This window comes from Gemmiger qucibialis, assembly GCF_027689445.1.
Lineage (GTDB): Bacteria > Bacillota > Clostridia > Oscillospirales > Ruminococcaceae > Gemmiger > Gemmiger qucibialis.
On record NZ_JAQFEN010000002.1, the window covers coordinates 276,138 to 300,135 of the forward strand.

Below are 23,998 nucleotides of genomic sequence, written 5' to 3' on the forward strand. Positions count from 1 at the left end.
TCCTACTATAATAAGTATAAACGCTGGTGGAACAAAACGCAAGAGCAAGGTTAAACAAAACAAAACGGTGCCGTTGGGGCAAACTGCATAGCAAAACAGGGCGGTATTTTTGCCCGCTTTGTGCATAAATCCAATCTGTCCGCGCAACACTAATGGCATACACAACACGAACGGTGCGGTTAAAAATTCCGGGCGGCAGGTTTTGCGCCCGATGTTTTGGCCGTACGGCAAGCAAAGGACGGGGGAAGATGAACAGCATTAAAGCATTTTTGAAGGCAAAAGGGTTATATCTTGTCTGCCTTGCGCTGGTGTTTGCGGCAACCATTACCGGAATTGCCGCCATCCGCAGCGTGGTGCGCGGGGTGGAGGACCTGACCCGCGTCCAAAAGCAGGCCCTGGAGGAGGGAACAGACGTATGGGATTCACCGGATGCCGCCGTAAACCAGCCCGCACAGGATGTGCCTGTGGCGACAGCGCAGCCATCGCCCGCACCGTCAGCTGCGGGGTCTGCATCGTCATCCTTGCAGCAGGGGGCTGGGCAGTCTGGCAGCGCCTCCGGCGGGACTGGCAGCTCTGCTGCTTCGTCCGCGCAGCAGGGAACCTTGCCGCACGCTGGCTGGAACGGTAAAGTCAGCCAGGCGTTCAGCGGGAATACGCTGGTGTATAACCCCACCCTGGGGGACTGGCGCACCCACAACGGCACGGATTATACCGCCGAACAGGTAACGGCGGTGGCCGCCGGTACCGTGACCGCCATTGCGGATGACGCTCTGTGGGGCCGCGTGGTGGAAGTGACCGACGCGCAGGATCGCGTGTGGCGCTACTGCGGGCTGGAAGAAGTTGCCGTGACCCAGCGCGAAAAAGTAACCGCCGGGACCCGCCTTGGCACCACAGGCAACGTGCCCGCCGAAGCCCAGCAGGGCAGCCACCTGCACCTGGAATGCCGCAAAGCCGGCGCCTGCCTGGACCCGGAAAAGAATTAAGGCAATGCCGCTGCACCGTGGATGGTGCGGCGGCATTGCTCTGCCATGAATTCGGACAAGTTCTTAAAAAATATCCCGCTTGCCAGCAAATCCCGTTGACAAATGCACGAAACATGTGTATTCTTATGGTAAAGATATCTTACAATGTCTTATTTTATAAATTTTCTTACAACTCATTCCATACAGAAAGGAGCCCGCCATGACACGCCAGCGTGCCTTGATTTTGGAAATTTTACAGCACAGCCCCAAACACCTGACGGCGGACGAAATTTTTGCCATTGCCAGGGAGAAGATGCCCGGCATTGCCCGCGGCACCGTGTACCGCAACTTAAAGCTGATGGAACAGGCCAGGGAAATTGCCCGGCTGGAAATGCCGGATGGCCCCGACCGGTTTGATAAAACGTCCAACCCGCACGGCCATTTGTACTGTGATTGCTGCGGCAGCCTGCAGGACCTGCCGGTGATCGGCCTGGTGCGCGAAATTGAAAATGCCATTGGAACCGAAGTGCGTTCCTACCAGCTGACCATCCATTACATCTGCCCTGAATGCCGCGAAAAACAGGCTGAACTTTAACAGCGGAGAAATACGCCACAAACTGTGCTTCCCTGATTATATTTAGGGCAACACCGCACAATTCCCGCCTTACGGCTTAAGCACCGCTCCGGCGGCTGCGGCACGGCATCTGCGTTGCCAAAATGCTCGATAAGACATCCAGTATTATCTGCGCTTTTGGCTTAGCATCTGCCGCACCTCGCTCGCCGTATCGGCACTTAGAATTATGCGGTATTGCCTTAGGGAGCACAGTTTTTTATTTTGTCATCATGCTCCGAAGCGTCAAAAAGGCTGTCGGACAGCCCTGCAGATGAGCAGGACGGGCGATACTTTATAAAATCAGGCATAGTATTGAATATTAATATGTAAATGGTGCGGGAACATACAGGATACTCTGCTGCCGGGTGGAGCATATGAAATGCGGGTACAGCACTGTGACATGGCGTTGCAGGAAAAATGCAGCCGGAATGAGCGTAACATACAAAAGCAGAACACAAAGATGTTGCAATATGTCAAACACGTACAAAATTCTGCAACTATTTTAGTCAAAATGCGCCTTGCTTTTCCTCCGGTTTTGCTATACCATAAAAACAATGAGTGGGAGCGAAAGTAGCATCCCGACATATAAAGAAGGAGAACCATTATGAAAAAAACATTAGCATTGACCTTGGCAGCTGCAATGACCTTGAGCCTGGCTGCCTGCGGCAGTAGTGCATCCAGTGCCTCCAGTGCCGCAACATCCACGGAAAGCACATCTACCGATACTTCGGCAGCTACCTCTACGGCTGCTGAAAGCGGTACCGTTGAAAATAAGGAAAAGCCGCTGGTGTGGTTTAACCGCCAGCCTTCCAACAGCACCACAGGCGAGCTGGATACGGAAGCGCTGAACTTTAACGGCAATACTTATTATGTCGGTTTCGATGCCAACCAGGGTGCTGAACTGCAGGGCAAGATGATCGCAGATTACATTAAAGCACATGCTGACACCATCGACCGCAACGGCGACGGCGTTATCGGCTATGTTCTGGCAATCGGCGATATCGGCCATAATGACTCGATTGCCCGTACCCGTGGCGTTCGTAGCGCTTTGGGCACCGCAGTGGAAGGCAGCAACGGCATTGTTTCTGATCCTGTCGGCACCAATGCGGATGGTTCCGCTACCCAGGTTCAGGACGGCACCATTGATGTGAATGGCACGACCTTCGCCGTTCGTGAGCTTGCTTCTCAGGAAATGAAGAATTCCGCCGGCGCTACCTGGGATGCAGGCACCGCCAGCAACGCCATCAGCGCCTGGGCTTCTGCTCTGGGAGATTCCATCGATATCGTTATTTCCAACAATGACGGCATGGGCATGGCAATGTTTAACTCCTGGTCGCAGGAAAATGGCGTTCCCACCTTTGGCTACGATGCAAACACTGACGCAGTTGCTGCCATTGCCGACGGTTACGGCGGAACGATCAGCCAGCACGCTGACGTGCAGGCTTACCTGACCCTGCGCCTGCTGCGCAATGCGCTGGACGGCGTGGACATCAACACCGGTATTGCCACTCCGGATGCCGCAGGCAATGTCCTGAGCAGCGATGTTTACTATTACAATGAGGACGAGCGTTCCTACTATGCTTTGAACGTGGCAGTCACGGCAGACAACTACACGGACTTCACCGACTCTACCAAGCCGTATGGGCCTGTTTCCAACCAGCTGGATGCCACTACCAGCCCGGAAAAGAGCGTTTGGCTGAATATCTACAACGCCGCGGATAACTTCCTGAGCGCTACTTACCAGCCCCTGCTGGAGAAATATGATGATCTGCTGAACCTGAAGGTTGACTACATCGGCGGCGACGGCCAGACCGAGGCCAACATCACCAACCGCCTGGGCAATCCCAGCGCATACGATGCCTTTGCCATCAATATGGTTAAGACCGATAACGCTGCTTCGTACACTTCTCTGCTGAACCAGTGATCCAACGGCAACAGCAATAACTGACAGTTAAGTAACGGCAACGCTATTAGGGAGAATGTATTTCTCCATAGGGGAGAATGAAGTTTTCCCTAATAGCGTTTTTTTATGAAAACAGGTGAGCAGCCGCAGGGCAGTTTGCCAATTTGCAAGACGGGAGTGACGAGAATGGCAGAAGCGAAAGACGATATTGTCTTGTCAATTCGCGGTATGTGCAAGTCGTTTGGCCGCAACCGAGTACTTGATCATATCAATCTGGATGTAAAACGCGGTACAGTTATGGGGCTTATGGGCGAAAACGGTGCCGGTAAGTCTACCATGATGAAATGTCTGTTCGGTACTTATCAAAAGGATGAGGGCAAGATTTTCCTCAATGGCAAGGAGATCAGTTTTTCCGGCCCGAAAGACGCGCTGGAAAACGGAATTGCAATGGTGCATCAGGAACTGAACCAGTGCCTGGAGCGCAGTGTGATTGATAACCTGTTCCTGGGGCGGTACCCGGTCAACTCTATGGGCGTGGTTGACGAAGGGCAGATGAAGAAGAAAGCAGCCGATCTGTTCCGCAAGCTGGGCATGACTGTCAATCTGACCCAGCCCATGCGCAATATGTCGGTTTCGCAGCGGCAGATGTGTGAAATTGCCAAAGCTATCTCTTACAATGCCCAGGTCATCGTTCTGGATGAGCCGACTTCTTCGCTGACGGTGCAGGAAGTGAATAAACTCTTTGAGATGATGCGAATGCTGAAAGAACAGGGCATTGCGCTGATATACATCTCACATAAGATGGACGAAATTTTTGAAATTTGTGACCAGATTTCGGTTCTGCGTGACGGCAACCTGGTTATGACCAAGGACAGCAAGGACACCAACATGGGCGAGCTGATCACCGCCATGGTTGGCCGTTCGCTGGAAAGCCGCTTCCCGCCGGTGGACAATATCCCCGGAGATCCGATCTTGTCCATCCAGCATCTGTCCACCAAATATGCGCCTTATCTGCAGGATATCAGCTTTGATGTGCGCGAGGGCGAAATTTTTGGTCTGTATGGCCTGGTGGGCGCCGGACGTACAGAGCTGCTGGAAACCATTTTCGGCGTGCGTACCCGTGCGGCAGGGCGTGTGTATTTCCGCGACCACCTGATGAACTTCAACAATGCCCACGAAGCGATCGAGCATGGATTTGCCCTAATTACCGAGGAACGCAAAGCAAACGGCCTGTTCCTGAAGAGCGATTTGACATTCAATACTACCATTGCCAACCTGGACCAGTACAAAGGTGGCCTTGGGCTGTCAATGCCCAAAATGGTAAAAGCCACAAGCAAGGAGATCAAGGTCATGCACACCAAGTGCATGGGACCTGACGATATGATCACCAGTTTGTCTGGCGGCAACCAGCAAAAGGTCATTTTTGGCAAATGGCTGGAACGCGAACCCCAGGTCTTTATGATGGATGAACCTACGCGCGGTATAGACGTTGGCGCAAAGTACGAAATCTATGAGCTGATCATCAAGATGGCCAAACAGGGAAAGACGGTTATTGTTGTTTCCTCTGAAATGCCTGAGATTCTGGGTATCACCAACCGGATCGGCGTTATGTCCAACGGACATCTTTCCGGCATTGTGAATACCAAGGAAACAAATCAGGAAGAGCTTTTGAGACTCAGCGCAAAATACCTGTAATGGGGGATAATGATCTATGGCAACTGCAACACAAACTTCAAAAATTCTTTCGGCGGAGCAGGAAGCCAAGCTTCGCCAGCCAATCGATGAATATGTTGGGAAAATCCAGGCGCAGATCGATGAACTTCGTACTGACGGTACTGAAAAAGCTGTCAATATCCAGAATGAACTGGATAACCTGAAGCGCGACCGCATCTATACCGCGCAGGAAAAAACGGAACGTGAGACCAAACTGAAGGCTGAATTGGCAGCGGCCAAGGCAGTTGAAGAAAAAAACAAGGGCCAGATCAACAAGCTGATCGCTGATGCTGAAGCCTATTTGAAAGCCCATTATGACAGCGACTATTACCAGGCGGTGGTGGCCAGCTGCAAGCAGGAAAAGGTACAAGCCCAGCAGAAATATCAGGCAACTGTAGAACAGCTGAAAAAGGAACACGAGACGGCGCTTTCCAAGCTGAGCAATCAGCAGGAAATCAAGGACGAAAAGTATGTCCACAAGAACCGCCTGTTTGACGCCAAAATGCAGTTGGATAAGGACTGCCAGGCAATCAAGGACCGCCGGCATGCTGCGTTTGATTACAAATATCACCTGATCGATATGCTGCGCCTGTCCAAGTTTACGGTTGGCGAGTCTCTGGCGCAAAAGTGGGAAAACTACAAGTACACATTTAATCGCCGTGACTTTTTGCTGCGCAACGGTCTGTACATTGCAATCGTTATCATCTTTATTATACTGTGCCTGATTGCTCAGTTCGGCAAGAAAGTGCCGCTGCTTACCGTCAACAATATTTTGAACATTCTGCAGCAGGCTTCGCCGCGCATGTTCCTGGCTTTGGGCGTTGCCGGGCTGATCCTGCTGGCCGGCACGGACCTGTCCATTGGCCGTATGGTTGGTATGGGCATGACTGCCGCTACCATCATTATGCACAAGGGAATCAACACCGGTGCGGTTTTTGGCCATGTGTTTGATTTTACCGGGCTGCCGGTCGTTGCACGCGTTATTTTGGCGCTGCTTGTCTGCATTGTCCTGTGCACAGTCTTTACCACCATCGCAGGTTTCTTTACAGCCAAGTTCAAAATGCACCCATTCATTTCTACGATGGCGAACATGCTGGTCATTTTTGGCTTGGTCACCTATTCAACCAAGGGTGTTTCCTTTGGCGGTATCGAAGGCAACATCCCCAGCATGATCATCCCCAAGATTGGCGGTTTCCCCACCATTATCCTGTGGGCTATCGCAGCTGTGATCATTGTGTGGTTCATCTGGAACAAGACGACCTTTGGTAAAAACCTGTTCGCAGTCGGCGGCAACGCCGAAGCTGCTGCTGTTTCCGGCATCTCGGTATTCCGCGTTACGGTAGGCGCGTTTATTCTGGCAGGCATTCTGTATGGCTTCGGCTCCTGGCTGGAATGCATCCGTATGGTGGGCTCCGGCTCCGCTGCATATGGTCAGGGCTGGGAAATGGACGCCATCGCGGCCTGCGTTGTGGGCGGCGTTTCTTTCACCGGCGGTATCGGCAAGATTTCCGGCGTGGTTGTCGGTGTGTTCATCTTCACCGCGTTGACTTACTCTCTGACCACTTTGGGTATTGATACGAACCTGCAGTTCGTGTTCTCCGGCATCATCATTCTGGTTGCTGTTATGCTGGACTGCCTCAAGTACGTTCAGAAGAAATAATCTATACCGGCTGTACGGCAAAAATTCGGCTGTGTTTATAAAAAACAGGCTGAATTTCCGGCGCTCCGGTGCCTCCCGGCATAAACCGCAGCGTATCATCAGATAACACAAAAGCATGTGCATGACAAAACAAATCGAAAATTTTGGGTTTTCGAGGAGGGCGGGTGCACATGCTTTTATTTTTGACCCGCAAAATCTTTGCCGTATCCCCAAAACCGCTGCCTGTATGCAAGGCATTTGCCTTTACCCGGCGGTATGGTATAATTTGAGAAAGAAACCGGAAGGGAGGAGAGCGATGTGATCTATCTTTCGGAATTTTATTTTCCCAGCCAAAACAGCGAGGCTAACTACCTTGCCGAGTCGCCGCGGGCCAAAATGACCTGCTATGATTCTTTCTACCCCTTTGGCCTGTTTGCGGGCCGGGGCTTGAAAGCACTGGACCTGGCGGATGTGACCATTTTGTACGGCGGCAACGGCTCCGGCAAAACCACAGCGCTCAACGTGATGGCGGACGCTTTGCGCCTGCAGCGCGGGGCACAGTATAACCGCAGTGATTTCTTCCCGGATTATGTTTCCCTGTGCCAGTTCCACACCCTGCACGCCATCCCGGCGGGCAGCCTGATTTTGACCAGCGACGATGTGTTTGACTATATGTTGGATGTGCGCGCCATCAACGATAACATTGATACCCGCCGCGGCAGCCTGTTTGATGAATACACCGAGGCCCGCACCGCCAAATTCCAGATGCACAGCATGGAGGATTATGACCGGCTCAAGCAGGTCAGCGCGGCACGGCGCTATTCCAAATCTCAGGTGGCGCGCAAAACTTTGTCTCCCAACATCCGCACCCACTCCAACGGCGAAAGCGCCTTTTTGATGTTCCAGGAAAAACTGCGCGGGGATGCCCTTTATCTGTTGGATGAACCGGAAAACAGCCTTTCTGCCGCGCGGCAGATCGCTTTGGCGGATTTTTTGGCAGATTCGGCCCGGTTTTACGGCTGCCAGTTTGTGCTGGCCACCCATTCGCCGTTTTTGCTGGCAATCCCCGGTGCCCGCATTTATGATCTGGACAGTGACCCGGTGCGCACCCGCCGCTGGACCGAGCTGGAAAGCGTGCGGGATACCTTTGAGTTTTTCCAACAGCACAAGGAGGAGTTTTGATGGCGGAACGCCGATTTTATCAAGGGGAGACCTTTGCCAATTATGACCCCGGCGAGCTGCTGGAAAACGCCGAGTTCGAGGACTGTGTGTTTGACCACTGCCGCTGGCTGGGCACGCGGGTGCAGAACTGCCGCTTCAACGCCTGTACCTTTGACCACTGCAATTTTTCCGGCGTGGTGTTCAGCTTTACCACCATGAAAGATGCCTGGCTGCTGAACAGTGCGTTCCGCTCCATGGCGTGGGGCGGGCTGCAGGGCAAAAGCGGGGTGTTCCAGCCGTTTGGCAAAATCAAAAACTGCGCGTTCCGCTACAATGATTTTTCCGGCATGGCACTGAACGGCTTTGACTGGACCGGGGCGGAACTGCAGCAATGCACCTTTGATGATACCCGCCTTGCCGGGGCCAGCTTTTACGGCGTGCGGCTGGGCGGAACCCGGTTCACCCGCTGCGATTTGCAAAAAGCCGACCTGCGCACCGCCGAAGAATACGCCATTGATTTGGAGACCAACAAGTTGAAAGGCGCAAGGTTCAGCTTTCCTGATGTGGTAAGGTTACTGGATGGAACGGGGATTGTGATCGAGTGAGGCGCTTAAAACGACCCAACGTAAGGTGCTTTGATGAAAACCCAAATAGGAAATTGGCTTCCCTCTGAGGGGCCGTTCTCTTTATAATGCACTACCACCATTTGACCTGCCTCTTACCCGTTGGAACGCCCATTGTGCGCCCGCTAACCTGACGGGATAACGATTTTTAGAAAATGATAAACCGGGTAAAAAACCCAAAAACTCGCCCTGAATTTTTACAATTCGAAAATGGCGAAAATGTTGTGGAATTTTTTGGCGTGTGGTATAATAAATGAAATCGCGGTTTATGGTTGATTTTTCGGCCCGGCCGCATTTGATTAAAAAAGCAACGCGCGGCCGAACAGGCTGCCGGGTGCAGCCGGAAAATCCCCGGGTACGCCCATTTATAAGGAGGAACGAACGGAATATGCAGAAGAAAAAAATCACCGCATTCCTGCTGGCGCTGGCAATGGTGTCCGCTATGGCACTGCCCGTTTTTGCACAGGAGCCGAACCCGCAGGCTGAAACCGCTGCAAGCATTGCAGTGGTGGAAACTGCTACCCCGGAAACCGCAGCCACCGAGGAACCGAAAGTTGACGCTGAACCGGCAGAGGACAACGTGAAAGAGGACGCCGCTACCTATGATGCACCGCCGGAGAACGGCTGGTATCAGGAATACCCCGGCGGCCCCTGGTATTGGTACGAAAACGGCGTGCGCCAGGGCACCACTGGCCGCGGCAAGGAAATCTATGACCCCAAGAGCGATGCCTGGTACTGGCTGGATGCTGTTCAGGGCGGCGCTATGACCACCAATAAGGATGTCTATCAGGACTCCAACGGCGGCAAGTGGGTGCGTTACGATGCCAACGGCCATATGGTCAAGGGCTGGAATACCAACGAGAAGGGTACTTACTACTTCGATCTCGTGACCGGTGCTATGGTAAAGGGGATGTGTACGATAGACGGCATTCCCTGCGCATTTGATACCACCACAGGCATTGGCCTGGATAAGCAGTGGGTCAACATCAACGGCGACAAGTTCTGGTACGAAGGCGGCAAGCGCCAGGGCACCACTGGCCGCGGCAAGGAAATCTATGACCCCGCTTCCGATGCCTGGTACTGGCTGGATTCCGTCAATAACGGCGCAATGGCTGTCAGCAAGGATGTCTATCAGGACTCCAACGGCGGCAAGTGGGTCCGCTATGATGCCAACGGCCATATGATCAAGGGCTGGAATACCAACTCTCAGGGTACTTATTACTTTGACCTCATCACCGGCGCTATGGCAAAGGGCACCGTTGTGATCGACGGCATTACCTGCGTGTTTGATTACAACACCGGCATTCTGCAGTCCACCAACGTGGATGTGACCAAGTACCGCGAGATCAAGCGCACCAACTACTATGCTGACGGCAGCGTGATGAACACCCTGACCACCGATTACGATGCACAGGGCCGCCTGCTGAAAGAGCAGCGCCGCGATAAGTCCGGCAACCTGCAGGTTCAGGACGACTTCTATTATGAATACAACGGCATGCTGACCAAGCATACCCACCGCGAGTACGGCAACGACAACTACTCTTACGAGTATCGCTATGAGTATGATAACAGCAACCGCTTTGCCAAGATCTCCGTTTACCGCTACAATGGCGGCTGGTACCTGTACAGCTACTGGACTGCCAAAGAGTGGGACAGCCTGGGCAGCGTTTCCAAGTTCTGGGAATACAACGGCCAGAACAAAGTTACCTGCATCGTCAACCTGACCAGCAGCGGCAGCCGTAACCGTTACACCAAGATGACCATTGTGAACAGCAGCAACAAGACCGTGCGTACTGACACCTGGAGCTATGACAGCAACGGCCACCTGGCCGGCTGGACCAACAGCGGCAACTCCAACGGCTATTCTAACGTGCTCAGACTCTCCAGCGATAACAATATTGGCGCTGGCAACCCGCTGTTCGACCGTCATTGCGGCAAATTTGTCACCGATGACAAGATCACCAGCGCTTCCATCAAGTTCCAGAACGATGAAGTTGTCGAGATCCGCCAGAACAACCAGCGCATCTCTTACACCAACCAGGAAAGCATGGGTATGAACAGCAGCAACAATCTGACCCGTACCTTTGCTACCTACACCGATGGCGGCAACTTCCGTTACCGCACCCTGGTTGAGTACTTCAAGTACAAGAACTAAGGCAACACCGCACAATTCCCACCTGACGGCTTAAGCACCGCTCCGGCGGCTGCGGCACGGCATCTGCGTTGCCAAAATGCTCGATAATGTCGGGTTGCGGTACCTGCATCGTGCTTCGGGGGCAAAAGCCCCTCGCACTCTGCGACCGCTGCCCCTGCTTCGGTTCGCTGTTTCCGCCACTGGCGGCGCTCACCTTTGCAGCATCCAGTATTATCTGCGCTTTTGGCTTAGCATCTGCCGCACCTCACTCGCCGTATCGGCACTTAGAATTATGCGGTATTGCCCTAAGCGTAACAGCTTAGCTTGATGTTGGCTTAACCCTAAAACCACGGCCCCCGGCAGAGTATTTTACGCTCTGCCGGGGGCTTTTTGTGTATTACCGCCCATTTGCGGGCATACTGAACAAAGAACCCCGATGACGAAAGGAGCACTGTATATGCCTGCAAAAATGAACCCCTTTGAGGTAAAAACCAAACCCGCCGACCGCTACTATATGGACTGGCAGAAACTTTACCCCCGCCCCTATGACAAAAACGAGGTGGACCCCTACACCCGGCTGCGTATTATTTTAATGAACGGCACCGAGTACGAGGCCAACTGGTTCTCCCACCAGTTCCACCGCCACTGCACCAACAACGACCTGCGCCGGGAACTTGCCGTGCTGCGCCGCACCGAGCAGCAACAGCAAAAGCGCATTGCCTGCTTAAAGCCGATCGACGAAAGTATTCTGGAAACCACCATCGGGTACGAGCAGCTGGCCGTGGACCTGACGGCTATTCTGGCCCAGCGGGAGCCGGACGCCTATGTGGTGCAGGTGATGAACCTGGCTCTGCTGGAGGATTTTGACCACCTGTACCGCTATGCGGATCTGCTGGAACTGGAACGCGGCATCCACGCCGAGCGGCTGGTGGGCTGCTATACCGAGATCATGCCCGGCCGCCCCACCATTGCGGAGCACCGCCACCCGCGGGACAGCGTGCGCAAGCCCATCAGCGCGGCCACGGCGGCCCCCATCACCAAGCTGAACGCCGCCATTATCACCGCCGCCGAACAGCAGACGATGAACTATTATATGAACATCGGCACCTTTTATGACAGTGACCTTGGCCGCAGGCTGTACCAGGAGATCGGCATGATCGAAGAACAGCATGTGACCCAGTATGGCGCTCTGCTGGACCCCGGCATGACTTGGCTGGAAAACCTGCTGCTGCATGAATATACCGAGTGCTACCTTTATTGGTCCTGCGTGGAGGATGAAACCGACCTGCATATTAAAAAGATCTGGGAGCAGCATTTTGAGCAGGAGTGCAGCCACCTGCATGCCGCCGAAGCCCTGCTGAAACAGTACGAGGGCAAGGAAGCCTGCCAGATCATCCCGGATGGGACTTTCCCGGAACTGCTGCGCTTTGGCCCCCAGAAAGAATATCTGCGCAAGGTGCTCAAAACCACCATTTTGAACACCGCTGTGCAGGATGACCCCGCCATTCCGGTGGAGACCCTGACCAAAGATGCACCCTACTATGCTTACCAGGCTGCCGTCTGCCCGGACGCTGCCCGCGTGGCCAGCCACCAGGTGATTGAAGAGCACATTGGCACCAGCGGCAAGGACTACCGCTTTGAAGAAAAGCCCCATCCGGTTGAAGCCCTGCGCGACCGCACCCAGGATAATACCACGATTGCCCGAGGCAAAATCTGAACCACCCGAAGGGGCAGAGGATGGCAAACCGCCATCCTGTACATGAAAACAGGCTGTTTTTTGTAAAAAATGCCGGAGTGGATGGGAGGGCCTGCCCTCTTGAACTGCCGTGCCGGGGAACGTATAATAGTAACATTGTTGTGTAAGCAGCCGGCAGTGGTTACCGGGCGTTGAAAAGTGATGTTGCACGGGGGTGATGGGAGCATGATGTACGCCCGCTGACCGCGCCCCAACAATGCTTTTTGACATGCGGCAACTACCTGCCGCTGCTTACAATGAGGGAGGATGTTGAGATTGAAACGTGAATCATTTGCTTCACGCATTGGCTTTTTGATGGTCAGCGCAGGCTGTGCCATCGGCATTGGCAATGTGTGGCGCTTCCCAACCGTAACAGGCCAGTATGGCGGCGGCGTATTTGTGCTGTTCTACCTGCTGTTCCTGGTTTTGATGGGGGCACCGGTGCTTACCATGGAGCTGGCTGTTGGCCGTGCGGGCCACGGCAGCGCGGGCACAGCCTACCGTGCGCTGGAACCCAAAGGCAGCAAGTGGCACCTGCACGGCTGGGCCTGCCTGATTGGCTGCTGCGTGCTGATGATGTATTACACCACCGTCAGCGGCTGGATGCTGGCCTATTTCTTCCGGTTTGTCAAGGGTACATTCACCGGCCTGGCCGCCGATGCCGTCAGCGGCGTGTATGCCGACCTGCTGGCCGACCCGTTCGAGCAGATCGTCTGGATGGCCATTACCGTGCTGCTGGGCTTTTTTGTCTGCAGCCGCGGTTTGCAGAACGGCATTGAACGCATTGGCAAATGGATGATGGGCGCGCTGTTTGTGCTGATCCTGGTTCTGGCTGTGCACAGCTTTGTGCTGCCCGGCGCGGGCGAGGGCCTGGCGTTCTACCTGCTGCCGGACTGGAACCGTGCCGCCGAAATGGGCATTGGCAATGTCATTGTGGCTGCCATGAACCAGGCGTTCTTTACCCTCAGCCTTGGCGTTGGCGCTATGGAAATCTTTGGCAGCTACATGAGCCGGGATTATACCCTGGCGGGCGAGTCCCTGCACATCTGCGCGCTGGATACCTGCGTGGCCATCTGTTCCGGCCTGATCATCTTCCCGGCCTGCTTCTCTTACGGGGTCAGCCCGGATGCAGGCCCCAAGCTGATCTTTATCACCCTGCCCAATGTATTTGCCAATATGGCGGGCGGCCGCCTGTGGGGTACACTGTTCTTTGTATTTATGACCTTTGCCAGCTTTTCTACCATCATTGCTGTGTTCCAGAACATTCTGGCCTGCCTGCAGGAAAGCTTTGGCTGGAGCCTGAAACGCGCCTGTGCCGTTGGAACGGTGTTCATCCTGCTGGCCAGCGTGCCCTGCATTCTGGGCTTTAACCTGTGGAGCGGTGTGCAGCCCATGGGTCCCGGCAGCACCGTGCTGGATGCTGAGGACTTTTTGGTCAGCAACCTGCTGCTGCCCATTGGCAGCTTGATCTACCTGCTGTTCTGCGTAACCAGGTGGGGCTGGGGCTTTGATAACTACTTAACCGAAGCCAACACCGGCAAGGGCCTGCGCCTGCCGCGGTGGTTCAAGCCGTATTTCAGCGTGGTGCTACCGCTGCTGATCGTGTTTATTCTGGTGCAGGGCCTGTAAAATAAAGCCGTACCGGAACCCGGCAAACCGCAAAAAAATACCTGCCTGCTGCAAACTGCCCAAAAGGCATGGCGTGGCGGGTGGTATTTTTTTGAGGGATTTTGTTAATAATGTGTCAAATACCCCTTGCGCAAACCGCAGATTCTGCGTATAATATAGGCAGGGCAAAAGGGGCTGTCTGCCCCCTGTGCCAAACAGTACCAAAGCACAAGGCTAATATAAATTACCGAGAGGAGTTTTTTACCATGGGTTTGGGCAAAAAGACGATTGATGACGAAAACTACGCTGGCAAGCGCGTGCTTGTCCGCTGCGATTTCAATGTCCCGATGAAGGACGGTGTGATCACCAACGACAACCGCATCAATGCGGCTCTGCCGACCATCAAAAAGCTGATCGCTGACGGCGCAAAGGTTATCCTGTGCAGCCATCTGGGCAAGCCGAAGAACGGCCCCGAAGCCAAGTTCAGCCTGGCTCCCGTTGCTGTTCGCCTGAGCGAAAAGCTGGGCCAGCCGGTTACCTTTGCTGATGACGACAACGTTGTTGGCAACCAGGCCAAGGCTGCTGTTGCCACCATGGGCAACGGCGATGTTGTTCTGCTCCAGAACACCCGTTTCCGCAAGGAAGAAACCAAGAATATCGACACCTTCAGCGAAGAGCTGGCCAGCCTGGCTGACGCTTACGTTGACGATGCTTTCGGCTCCTGCCACCGTGCACACTGCTCCACCGCAGGTGTGACCAACTATGTTAAGGATACCGCTGTTGGCTACCTGATGGAAAAGGAAATCAAGTACCTGGGCAACGCCGTCAACAACCCGGAGCGCCCCTTCACCGCTATTCTGGGCGGCGCTAAGGTTGCTGATAAGCTGAACGTTATCTCCAACCTGCTGGAAAAGGTCGATACCCTGATCATCGGCGGCGGCATGGCCTACACCTTCCTGAAGGCACAGGGCTATGAGATCGGCAAGAGCCTGGTTGACGATTCCAAGATCGACTACTGCAAGGAAATGATGACTAAGGCACAGGAAAAGGGCGTTAAGCTGCTGCTGCCCGTTGACGCTGCCTGCGTTGCTGACTTCCCCGATCCCATCGACGCACCTGTCGAAGTTAAGATCGTTCCCGTTACCGCAATCCCGGCTGACATGGAAGGCTGCGATATCGGCCCCGAGAGCATGAAGCTGTTTGCTGATGCCGTCAAAGCTTCTAAGACCGTTGTCTGGAACGGCCCCATGGGCGTGTTCGAAAACCCGACCCTGGCAGCCGGCACCCTGGCTGTTGCCAAGGCTATGGCTGAAAGCGGCGCTACCACTGTGATCGGCGGCGGCGATTCTGCAGCTGCTGTGCAGCAGATGGGCCTGGGCGACAAGATGACCCACATCTCCACCGGCGGCGGTGCTTCCCTGGAATACCTGGAAGGCAAAGAGCTGCCCGGCATTGCCGTTATCCAGAACGCATAATTAAAAAACCGCAGGAGCGCGGCGGCTTAGCCGCTGCGCTCTTTTTGTTATGTAGCCCGCATGGTGGACAACAAAGAAGATCCACGCAAGCAAATAAGTAGTTAATAAGAAGGAGTTTCTATCATGGATAAACAGAACCGTAAGGCAATTATTGCCGGTAACTGGAAAATGAACAAGACTGCTACCGAGGCTGCTGAACTGATTGACGCCCTGATCCCCGCTGTTAAGGATGCAGGCTGCGAAGTTGTGATCTGCGTGCCGTTCACCGACCTGGTGACCGCCGTTGCCAAAACCAAGGGCACCAACATCCATGTTGGCGCTGAGAACGTTCACTTTGAAAAATCCGGCGCTTTTACCGGCGAGATCAGCGCTGATATGCTGACCGACCTGGGCGTTGAGTACGTTGTGGTTGGCCACAGCGAGCGCCGCCAGTATTTTGCTGAAACCGATGAAACCGTCAACAAGCGCGCCAAGGCTGCACTGGCCGGCGGCCTGAAGCCCATCATCTGCGTGGGCGAAAGCCTGACCCAGCGCGAACAGGGCGTGACCGAAGAGCTGATCCGCATGCAGGTCAAGATCGCTCTGAACGGCGTGACCGCTGACGAGCTGAAGAACGTTGTTATCGCTTACGAGCCCATCTGGGCCATCGGCACCGGCAAGACCGCTACCGCTGACCAGGCTGAGGAAGTCTGCGCAGCCATCCGCAAGGTGGTTGGTGAGCTGTACGGCGCTGACGCCGCCAAGGCACTGACCGTTCAGTACGGCGGCAGCATGAACCCCAAAAACGCAGAGGAACTGCTTTCCAAGCCCGATGTTGACGGCGGCCTGATCGGCGGCGCATCCCTGAAAGCAGACCAGTTTGCTGTTATCGTGGAAGCTGCTACCAAAGGCTGAGAATGAATGAGCAATTAGGAATGAGAAATTAGGAATTGGCTGAACCGGAAAGGCTTGAGCCGATGAAACCACCTTTCAGTCTGCTGCGCAGACAGCTTCCCTCAAGGGAAGCCAAGTGTGGCACCAAAATGGTATCTATTATTCTGTGCGCCCCTACGGTGGGATGCGTAACGAGCCTTTGTCCACCACAAACTCCTAACTCCTCCATCCTAACTTCTAACTTCTAACTAAAACTAAGGGAGAACCAATCAATGGCAAAGAAACCTGTAATGCTCTGCATCATGGACGGCTTCGGCTGGACCCCGGACGAAACCTATGGCAACGCCGTTGTTGCTGCCAACAAGCCGCATCTGGATGCACTGATGAAAAATTACCCTATGACCACCATCAACGCATCTGGCATGGCTGTCGGCCTGCCAGATGGCCAGATGGGCAACTCTGAAGTTGGCCATACCAACATGGGTGCTGGCCGCATCGTGTACCAGCAGCTCACCCTGATCACCAAGTCCATCAAGGACGGCGAAATGTTCAAGAACCCCGTGCTGGTCAAGAACATGAAAGCTGCCATTGATGCCGGCAAGGCCATCCACCTGATGGGCCTGGTTGGTACCGGCGGCGTTCACAGCCATGCCGATCACTGGTTCGGCGTGCTGGAAATGGCCAAGCATATGGGCGCAACCAAGGTTTATCTGCACTGCATCATGGACGGCCGTGATACCGACCCCCATTCCGGTAAGGGATTCCTGGCTGACCTGCAGGCCAAGCTGGACGAGCTGGGTATTGGCACCATCGCCAGTGTCAGCGGCCGTTACTATGCTATGGACCGTGACAACAACTGGGACCGTGAAGAAAAGGCTTATGCCGCTTTTGTTTACGGCGAGGGCAACCATGCCGCCAATGCACAGGAGGCCATTGAGGCTTCTTATGCGGACGGCAAGACTGATGAATTCGTGATCCCCGCCGTTACCTGTGAGGGTGGCCGCGTGGAGGATGGCGATACCATCATCTTCATGAACTTCCGCCCCGACCGTGCCCGCCAGATGACCCGCATTTTCTGCGATGATGCCTTTACCGGCTTTGAGCGCCGCGGCGGCCGCAAGCAGGTTCACTATGTCTGCATGGCCGAGTATGATGCTACCATGCCCAACTGCGAAGTTGCCTACCCGCCGGTTGAGCTGAGCAACGTTCTGGGCGAGTATCTTTCCAAGAACGGTAAGACCCAGCTGCGCATTGCCGAGACCGAGAAGTACGCCCATGTGACCTTCTTCTTCAACGGCGGTGTGGAAGCCCCCTATGAGGGCGAGGACCGCAAGGTGATCCCCAGCCCGAAGGATGTGCCCACCTATGACCTGAAACCCCAGATGAGCGCCCCGGAGGTTGCTGACGAGTGCAAGGCCCGCATTGAGAGCGGCAAGTACGATGTGATCATCCTGAACTTTGCCAACTGCGATATGGTCGGCCATACCGGCGTGTTTGATTCCGCTGTCAAGGCTGTGGAAGCTGTTGATGCCGCTGTGAACGAGGTTGTGACCGCTGTGCTGAACGCCGGTGGCTGCGTGTTCCTGACCGCTGACCACGGCAACGCCGAAAAGATGAAGAACCCGGACGGCACCCCGTTTACCGCCCACACCACCAACCCGGTGCCGTTTGTGGCCATCGGCTGCGGCGATGTGAAGCTGCGCGAGGGCGGCTGCCTGGCAGATATTGCCCCCACCATGCTGCCTTATATCGGCCTGCCGGTACCCTCGGAGATGACCGGTAAGAGCTTGATCGTTGACTAAGCACTCAAATAAAGTAAAAGAGGCCCGGAACTGTCGAAAAGACAGTTTTTGGGCCTCTTTTTTGTGCAAAATGGAAATAATGAAGAAAAAATTTCAATGTTAACATATGATAATGAAATGCGGAAGTCATATGTGTTATAATACCAAATATGTCGGCTATGAACAAAAACGAAGAAAACAGGAGCACATATTATTTATGGGGGGGGGTAACACTGCCAGCAAGTTGCGGGCTGGCTGTGTGCCCCGGATGCGAAGAGACAAAAAGAGATATGCCTGAAGGGGAGAAACACACATGGAGAAAGCACTGAATGTTGATATCCGGCAGTTCTACCGGGAAGATCTTGGGGTCCATTCCGAAGAACTGTTGGATAAGCTGGAGGCGGTATCCCAGGCGGTAACGCTGCAAAAAGGGGAGATCCTGAATAAAAAAGGGGAACGCCAGACCATGCTGCCGTTTTTGATCGAAGGCATGATGCGCTGCGTTACCTTGGATAGTGAGGGCAAAGAGAAAACCGTGGGCTTTACCATGAACCGCGGCGATGTGGTGCTTTCCAACATGGATCTGACCGGCTGCCATATCAGCACGGACCAGGCAATGGTTCCATCAACCCTGATTTTGCTGCCCATTGATTATGTGTTGCAGAACATGAAAGATGAGCCGGAGGTGATCCGCGTCTATCAGGAGCAGATCGTCAAGTGGGGCATGATCTATCAGTCCCGCGCCGTGAGCCTGAGCCAGGGGGACGCGACCGAGCGGTTCGAATGGTTCTGCAAGGAGTATCCCGGCATGATAGATATGGTCAATAACCGCTATATTGCATCGTTTTTGGGCATTACCCCGGTCACTCTCAGCCGCCTGCGCCACGGCGTTGCCACAAAAGTGGGCCGCGAAAAGCGGACAGACGAAGAATAAAGAAATAATAATCCTGATATGCAGCAGCGCCCGCACCGGACTGTAAGGATCCGGTACGGGCGCTGATTTTTCTTTATGTGGTTTTGCCTGTGTATATCACTGGATCAGTACGCCGGTGGTTTCATCAAAGTGGTAGGTTTGACCATCAATGGTGCTCCAGCCCTTGTACATGGCACCGGTGTTCAGGTCGTAATACCAGCGCTTGCCATCCTGGGCGTACCAGCCTTTGATCATAGCGCCGTTGGCGTCATACCGCACCCACTTGCCGCCGTTGGAATCCTGGTATACTTCCTTGCTTACGGCTTTGGCACCCTGCTGCACGCTGTCCAGCCAGTACCAGGCACCGCTGGCGGGGTCATAGATCTCTTTGCCGCGGTAGTTGGCGTTGCTGGGCTGCCAGCCCTGGCGCACCCAGTTTTCGTACCAGTAGCTCTTGCCATCAATCGTGTACCAGAAGTTGCCCGGCGTGCCGCTGGTCATTTTGCCGTAAACGGGGTCGAAGTAGTACAGCTGGTTGTTTACCGCAACGGAACCATACTGCATAATACCGGTCTTGGGGTCATAGTACACCTTGCGGCCATCCGGCAGGGTCCAGGGGCCTTTGATCATGGCACCGGTGACCGGCTCAAAATAGTACCACTTGCCGTTCTGGCAGTCCTCACCTTTTACCATGTGGCCGTTGGCATCATAGCGCACCCATTTGCCGCCGTTGTATTCCTGATAAACGTCTTTATTCACGGCCTTGGCACCGCCCTGGTTGGCATCCAGCCAGTACCAGGCGTTGCTGCCGGAATCGTAAATTTCCTTGCCGCGGCCTGTGGTGCCCTGCTTTACGCCGTTCTCATACCAGTAATCGCGGCCGTTCTCGCTGCGCCAGCCGGTGTAGTTGTTGTTATTGCCGGGATACTCGCCAAACCAGTAGTTCAGGTCAACATTGGCATTCACACCGGGAACCGTACCTTTGTTGCTGTACTGCCACATGTTGCAGCTGCTGCCGTCATGGCTTACGCCGGAACGGTAGTCGGCCATCCACTTGTACCATCCGGAATTACTGAACCGAGAGTCCGTCAGGTAATTCTGGAAGAAATAATAGTAAGAGTAAATGCCCACGCGGTAGCCGGCGTTGGAAACCATGTTGCACCAGGTCTGGGCAATATCGCCGTAAGTAGAGTTGCTGGCGATGGGGTTGCCGTCACGGGTGTGTTCAATGTCCAGAAATACCGGCAGGGTGGGGTTGTGCCCGCTCAAAAGGCTCAGGGTATGGCGGGCCTCACTGGCGGCCATATCGGTATTTTCAGCGTAAGAGTAAAGGTACACGCCATAGGGGATGCCAAGCCGTTCACACTCGCTTACGTTGCGGTACCACTGGGCGTCATCCTGTTTGTTTTCGCCCACGCCGTCGTATTCGCTGCCAATGCCGCAGCGAATCATGACAAAATCAATGCCGGAATTTTTAACGGCGTCCCAGTCAACGGTGCCCTGATGGTAGCTGACATCAAAGCCGTTATAAGTAACGCTGCAGGTGGCAATGCCGTTGGAACTGTAGGTGGCAGCGTCCTGTTGGACAATATCCTCCCACTCGATGGCGGGCACGGAATCATCATAGATCGGCACGCCATCTTTGTAGCGGAAGCTGTTTTCCAGCCCGTTTGCCACATCATACGGTACGCCGGAATCTTCCTGTGCGGTTTCCGGTGTGCTGGTTTCGGCTGCCGCAGGCAGCGCCGCAAACAGCCCTGCTGCCATAACAGCTGCCGCAGCCAGGCTGGCTGTGCGCAGTTTTAGGGTCCCTTTCAAAATTTATTCCTCCTTCAAAGTGAACATCATTAACTATCATCATACCACAACCGCATAGCCTTGGGAATGGTTACATATGTAAAATTTGAAAGCAATACCGCATAATTCTGCGTGTCGATGCCCCCATCGACGCTTGAATCTGCAGGACAGGGAAGGTTCGGTGCAGCCCAAAAGAAAAACGTGCATTCTGACGTGTCTTGCGCTGCGCGCTACTTGCCAATGCAGGCAAAATCGGGTATGATAACAATAAGTAGAAATATTCTGCCGGACACCCGGCAGATTGGGTAAGAAACAGCAAAGGAGAACCTGTTATGCGTTATTGCAAAAAATGTACCATGCCGGACACCCGCCCCGGTATCACCTTTGACTCTGAGGGCGTTTGCAGCGCCTGCCGCCATTACGAAAACCGCAAAAATGTGGACTGGGACGCCCGCTTTAAGGAGTTTGAAGCTTACTGCAACAAGTACCGCGGCATGAACGGCCCCGGCGGTTATGACTGCGCTGTTGCTGTTTCCGGCGGCAAGGACAGCCACTTCCAGGTTTGGATGCTGAAAGAAGTCATGCACATGAACCCCATCCTGTTCAGCGTGGAGGATAACTTCCCCATGACGCAGGCCGGCATCCATAACCTGAAAAACATCAGCGAGGAATTCGGCTGCACCATCATCAGCTGCAAGCCCAACATCCGCGCCCAGAAAGTGCTGATGCGCAAGTTCTTTGAAAAATACGGCAAGCCCACCTGGTATGTGGACCGCCTGATCTATACCTTCCCGCTGCACATGGCAGCCAAGTTCAACACCCCCATGCTGTGCTATGGCGAGAACGTCAGCTTTGAATACGGCGGCTGTTCCGATAAGGAGACGTATTCCGCCATGGATCAGATCGAAAATGGCGTGGCGGTCGGCTTCCCGATGGAAGAGCTGGTGGGCGACGGCGTGACCGAAAACGACCTGTCCCTGACGCTGGCTCCCTCTGCCGAAGAACGCGCGAAGCTGGACCCGTTCTATATGAGCTACTTTGTGCCCTGGAACAGCTACAAGAACTACCAAATCGCCAAGGAGCACGGCTTCCATGACCTGACCCATGAATGGGACCGCACCCACCATGCCGAAAACTTTGACCAGATCGATTCCCGCGCCTACCTGGTGCACTCCTGGCTCAAGTACCCCAAGTTCGGCCATGCCGCTGCAACCGACTATACCGCCCGCTATATCCGCTATGGCATGATGACCCGCGAGGAAGCCATTCCCATCATCAAGGCCCGCGATGGCAAGCTGGACCCGCTGTGCGTGCGTGATTTCTGCGATTTCTGCGGCTACACCGAGAGCGAGTTCTGGAAGATCATGGACAAGTTCTATAACCGCGACCTGTTTGAAAAGAACGACTGCGGCGAATGGGTGCTGAAACACCCCATCTGGGAGGAAAACAAATAATGGTACGTCATGTTATTTTGTGGAAGCTGAAAGAGATGCCCGCCGCTGAACAGGAAACCGTCAAGGCGGATATCAAAGCCGGGCTGGAAGGTCTGGCCGGGCAGATCCCCGGTTTGACGGAGATCCATGTTTACACCAAGGCCCTGCCCAGCTCCGCCAATGCGGACCTGATGCTGGATACCACCTTTGTGGATGAAGCCGCCCTGAAAGGCTATGCCGTTCACCCGGCCCATGTGGCTGTGGCTGATGGCAAAGTGCGCCCCTATACCGCCGTGCGCACCTGCCTGGATTTTGAAGTATAACAGGGTAAGCTATTAAGCTGAAAAAGGATCCATCAATGATGCAGAATACAGAACATACCGCCGCGCCGCTGCTGGTGCGCGGGGGCCGGGTTCATGACGCCGTTCACCCGGAACCACAGCAGATCGACCTGCTGCTGGAAAACGGCCGCATTGTTGCCATGGGGCATGAACTGAACGTGCCCGCCGATATCGCCGTGCTGGATGCTGCCGGGCTGGATATTTTCCCCGGTTTTGTGGATGCGCACACCCATATCGGCCTGGATGGTTATGGCATCGGGTACGAAGGCTGCGACTACAACGAGATGAATGACATCTGGACCCCGCAGCTGCGCGCCATTGACGGCATCAACCCTCGCGATCCCTCCTTTGCCCATGCACGGGAAGCAGGCATTACCTGCGTGTGCACCGGGCCGGGCAGCGCTAATGTGCTGGGCGGCACCTTTACCGCCATCAAGACGGTGGGCGAGCGTGTGGACAACATGATCGTCAAGGAAGCCGTTGCCATGAAATGCGCCTTTGGCGAAAACCCCAAGCGCTGCTATAAGGATAAATGCGATTCTACCCGTATGTCCACCGCTGCGTTCCTGCGCGGGGCGCTGGCTTCCGCCAGGGATTACGGCGCCCGCAAGGCTGCCGCCAACGGCGATGTGACCAAAATGCCCGCTTATAACCAGAAGCTGGAAGCTCTGCTGCCGGTGCTGGACCACACCATTCCCCTGAAAGCCCATGCACACCAGGCCAACGATATCTTTACCGCCATCCGCATTGCCAAAGAGTTCGATGTGGGCCTGACGCTGGAACATGTGACCGAAGGCCACCTGATCGTGGACGAACTGGCCAAGGAAAGCAATATCCCCATGGCCGTCGGCCCCAGCCTGACCTTTGCCAGCAAGTTTGAACTGCAGAACAAATCCTGGGAAACGCCGGGCGTTTTGGCAAAAGCAGGCTGCCATGTTTCCATCATCACCGATAACTCGGTCATTCCGCAGCAGTACCTGCCGCTGTGCGCCGGTATGGCGGTCAAAGCCGGCATGGATCCGTTTGCCGCATTGCAGGCCATCACCATCAACCCGGCCAAGCACATCGGCATTGCTGACCGTGTTGGCTCCATCGAGGTCGGCAAGGATGCAGACCTGGTGCTGACCGATGGCTGCCCATTTGAGGTTATGACCAACGTGAAAGTTGTTCTGATCAACGGCGCAGTGGTCAGCCAGAAATAAAAAGCACTGCACCGATGTAAAAAATAGGCTGGCATCTTGCAAACAGCAGGGTGCTGTGCTATAATATCCACAGAACAGCAAAGGCGCTGTCC

General features: G+C 54.5%; 18 protein-coding genes. 17 read left to right on the forward strand and 1 reads right to left on the reverse strand.

The window, feature by feature from the left end:
• The first annotated feature begins 248 nt into the window (after window positions 1–248).
• The 14 genes from PG062_RS05125 (at window position 249) to PG062_RS05190 (ending at window position 19,154) form a co-directional block, all read left to right on the forward strand.
• The gene (locus PG062_RS05125) at window positions 249–983 is read left to right on the forward strand and encodes a M23 family metallopeptidase (RefSeq protein ID WP_270751466.1); all 735 of its coding nucleotides are present in this window, start codon (window positions 249–251) and stop codon (window positions 981–983) included.
• 199 nt (window positions 984–1,182) lie between these two features.
• A complete protein-coding gene (locus tag PG062_RS05130; protein WP_113998781.1) occupies window positions 1,183–1,557 on the forward strand; it encodes a Fur family transcriptional regulator in 375 nt (124 codons plus the stop codon).
• Window positions 1,558–2,179: 622 nt separating this feature from the next.
• Window positions 2,180–3,499, forward strand: a complete 1,320-nt coding sequence (locus PG062_RS05135) for a substrate-binding domain-containing protein (protein ID WP_270751467.1) — start codon at window positions 2,180–2,182, stop codon at window positions 3,497–3,499.
• Window positions 3,500–3,664: 165 nt separating this feature from the next.
• A complete protein-coding gene (locus PG062_RS05140) occupies window positions 3,665–5,173 on the forward strand; it encodes a sugar ABC transporter ATP-binding protein (protein WP_113998783.1) in 1,509 nt (502 codons plus the stop codon).
• Between the two features lie 16 nt (window positions 5,174–5,189).
• The gene (locus PG062_RS05145) at window positions 5,190–6,851 is read left to right on the forward strand and encodes a galactose/methyl galactoside ABC transporter permease MglC (protein ID WP_113998784.1); all 1,662 of its coding nucleotides are present in this window, start codon (window positions 5,190–5,192) and stop codon (window positions 6,849–6,851) included.
• A 297-nt stretch (window positions 6,852–7,148) separates the two neighbouring features.
• A complete protein-coding gene (locus PG062_RS05150) occupies window positions 7,149–8,012 on the forward strand; it encodes an AAA family ATPase (RefSeq protein ID WP_242979454.1) in 864 nt (287 codons plus the stop codon).
• Window positions 8,012–8,596 carry a pentapeptide repeat-containing protein gene (locus tag PG062_RS05155; protein ID WP_113998786.1) on the forward strand — a complete coding sequence of 195 codons (585 nt, stop codon included), beginning with the start codon at window positions 8,012–8,014 and terminating at the stop codon, window positions 8,594–8,596. The genes PG062_RS05150 and PG062_RS05155 overlap by 1 nt, the downstream gene beginning before the upstream one ends.
• Window positions 8,597–9,002: 406 nt before the next feature.
• Window positions 9,003–10,769, forward strand: coding sequence for a PspC-like choline-binding domain-containing protein (locus tag PG062_RS05160; protein ID WP_270751468.1), 1,767 nt, complete (start codon window positions 9,003–9,005; stop codon window positions 10,767–10,769).
• Window positions 10,770–11,217: 448 nt separating this feature from the next.
• Window positions 11,218–12,465: a hypothetical protein gene (locus tag PG062_RS05165; RefSeq protein WP_270751655.1), complete on the forward strand. Its 1,248-nt coding sequence runs from the start codon at window positions 11,218–11,220 to the stop codon at window positions 12,463–12,465.
• A gap of 294 nt (window positions 12,466–12,759) precedes the next feature.
• A complete protein-coding gene (locus tag PG062_RS05170) occupies window positions 12,760–14,112 on the forward strand; it encodes a sodium-dependent transporter (RefSeq protein ID WP_270751469.1) in 1,353 nt (450 codons plus the stop codon).
• A gap of 245 nt (window positions 14,113–14,357) precedes the next feature.
• Window positions 14,358–15,566, forward strand: a complete 1,209-nt coding sequence (locus PG062_RS05175) for a phosphoglycerate kinase (protein WP_270751470.1) — start codon at window positions 14,358–14,360, stop codon at window positions 15,564–15,566.
• Between the two features lie 123 nt (window positions 15,567–15,689).
• A complete protein-coding gene (tpiA, locus tag PG062_RS05180; protein ID WP_113998790.1) occupies window positions 15,690–16,460 on the forward strand; it encodes a triose-phosphate isomerase in 771 nt (256 codons plus the stop codon).
• Window positions 16,461–16,711: 251 nt separating this feature from the next.
• Window positions 16,712–18,241 carry a 2,3-bisphosphoglycerate-independent phosphoglycerate mutase gene (gene gpmI / locus PG062_RS05185; RefSeq protein WP_113998791.1) on the forward strand — a complete coding sequence of 510 codons (1,530 nt, stop codon included), beginning with the start codon at window positions 16,712–16,714 and terminating at the stop codon, window positions 18,239–18,241.
• A 292-nt stretch (window positions 18,242–18,533) separates the two neighbouring features.
• Window positions 18,534–19,154 (forward strand): Crp/Fnr family transcriptional regulator, encoded by a 621-nt coding sequence (locus tag PG062_RS05190; RefSeq protein ID WP_270751471.1) that lies wholly within the window; start codon window positions 18,534–18,536, stop codon window positions 19,152–19,154.
• Between the two features lie 96 nt (window positions 19,155–19,250).
• Here the strand turns inward: PG062_RS05190 and PG062_RS05195 are convergent, their stop codons facing one another.
• Entirely contained in the window at window positions 19,251–20,951 is a 1,701-nt protein-coding gene (locus tag PG062_RS05195; RefSeq protein ID WP_270751472.1) for a GH25 family lysozyme, read from the reverse strand.
• Between the two features lie 311 nt (window positions 20,952–21,262).
• Here PG062_RS05195 and PG062_RS05200 point away from each other — a divergent pair, with 311 nt between their 5' ends.
• Genes PG062_RS05200 through PG062_RS05210 form a run of 3 tightly spaced genes read left to right on the forward strand, consistent with a single transcriptional unit; the run spans window position 21,263 to window position 23,906 of the window.
• Window positions 21,263–22,384 carry an N-acetyl sugar amidotransferase gene (locus tag PG062_RS05200; RefSeq protein ID WP_270751473.1) on the forward strand — a complete coding sequence of 374 codons (1,122 nt, stop codon included), beginning with the start codon at window positions 21,263–21,265 and terminating at the stop codon, window positions 22,382–22,384.
• Window positions 22,384–22,686 (forward strand): Dabb family protein, encoded by a 303-nt coding sequence (locus PG062_RS05205; protein WP_270751474.1) that lies wholly within the window; start codon window positions 22,384–22,386, stop codon window positions 22,684–22,686. Before PG062_RS05200 ends, PG062_RS05205 begins: the two co-directional genes overlap by 1 nt.
• Before the next feature lie 35 nt (window positions 22,687–22,721).
• Window positions 22,722–23,906 (forward strand): amidohydrolase, encoded by a 1,185-nt coding sequence (locus PG062_RS05210; RefSeq protein WP_270751475.1) that lies wholly within the window; start codon window positions 22,722–22,724, stop codon window positions 23,904–23,906.
• Window positions 23,907–23,998: the final 92 nt, after the last annotated feature.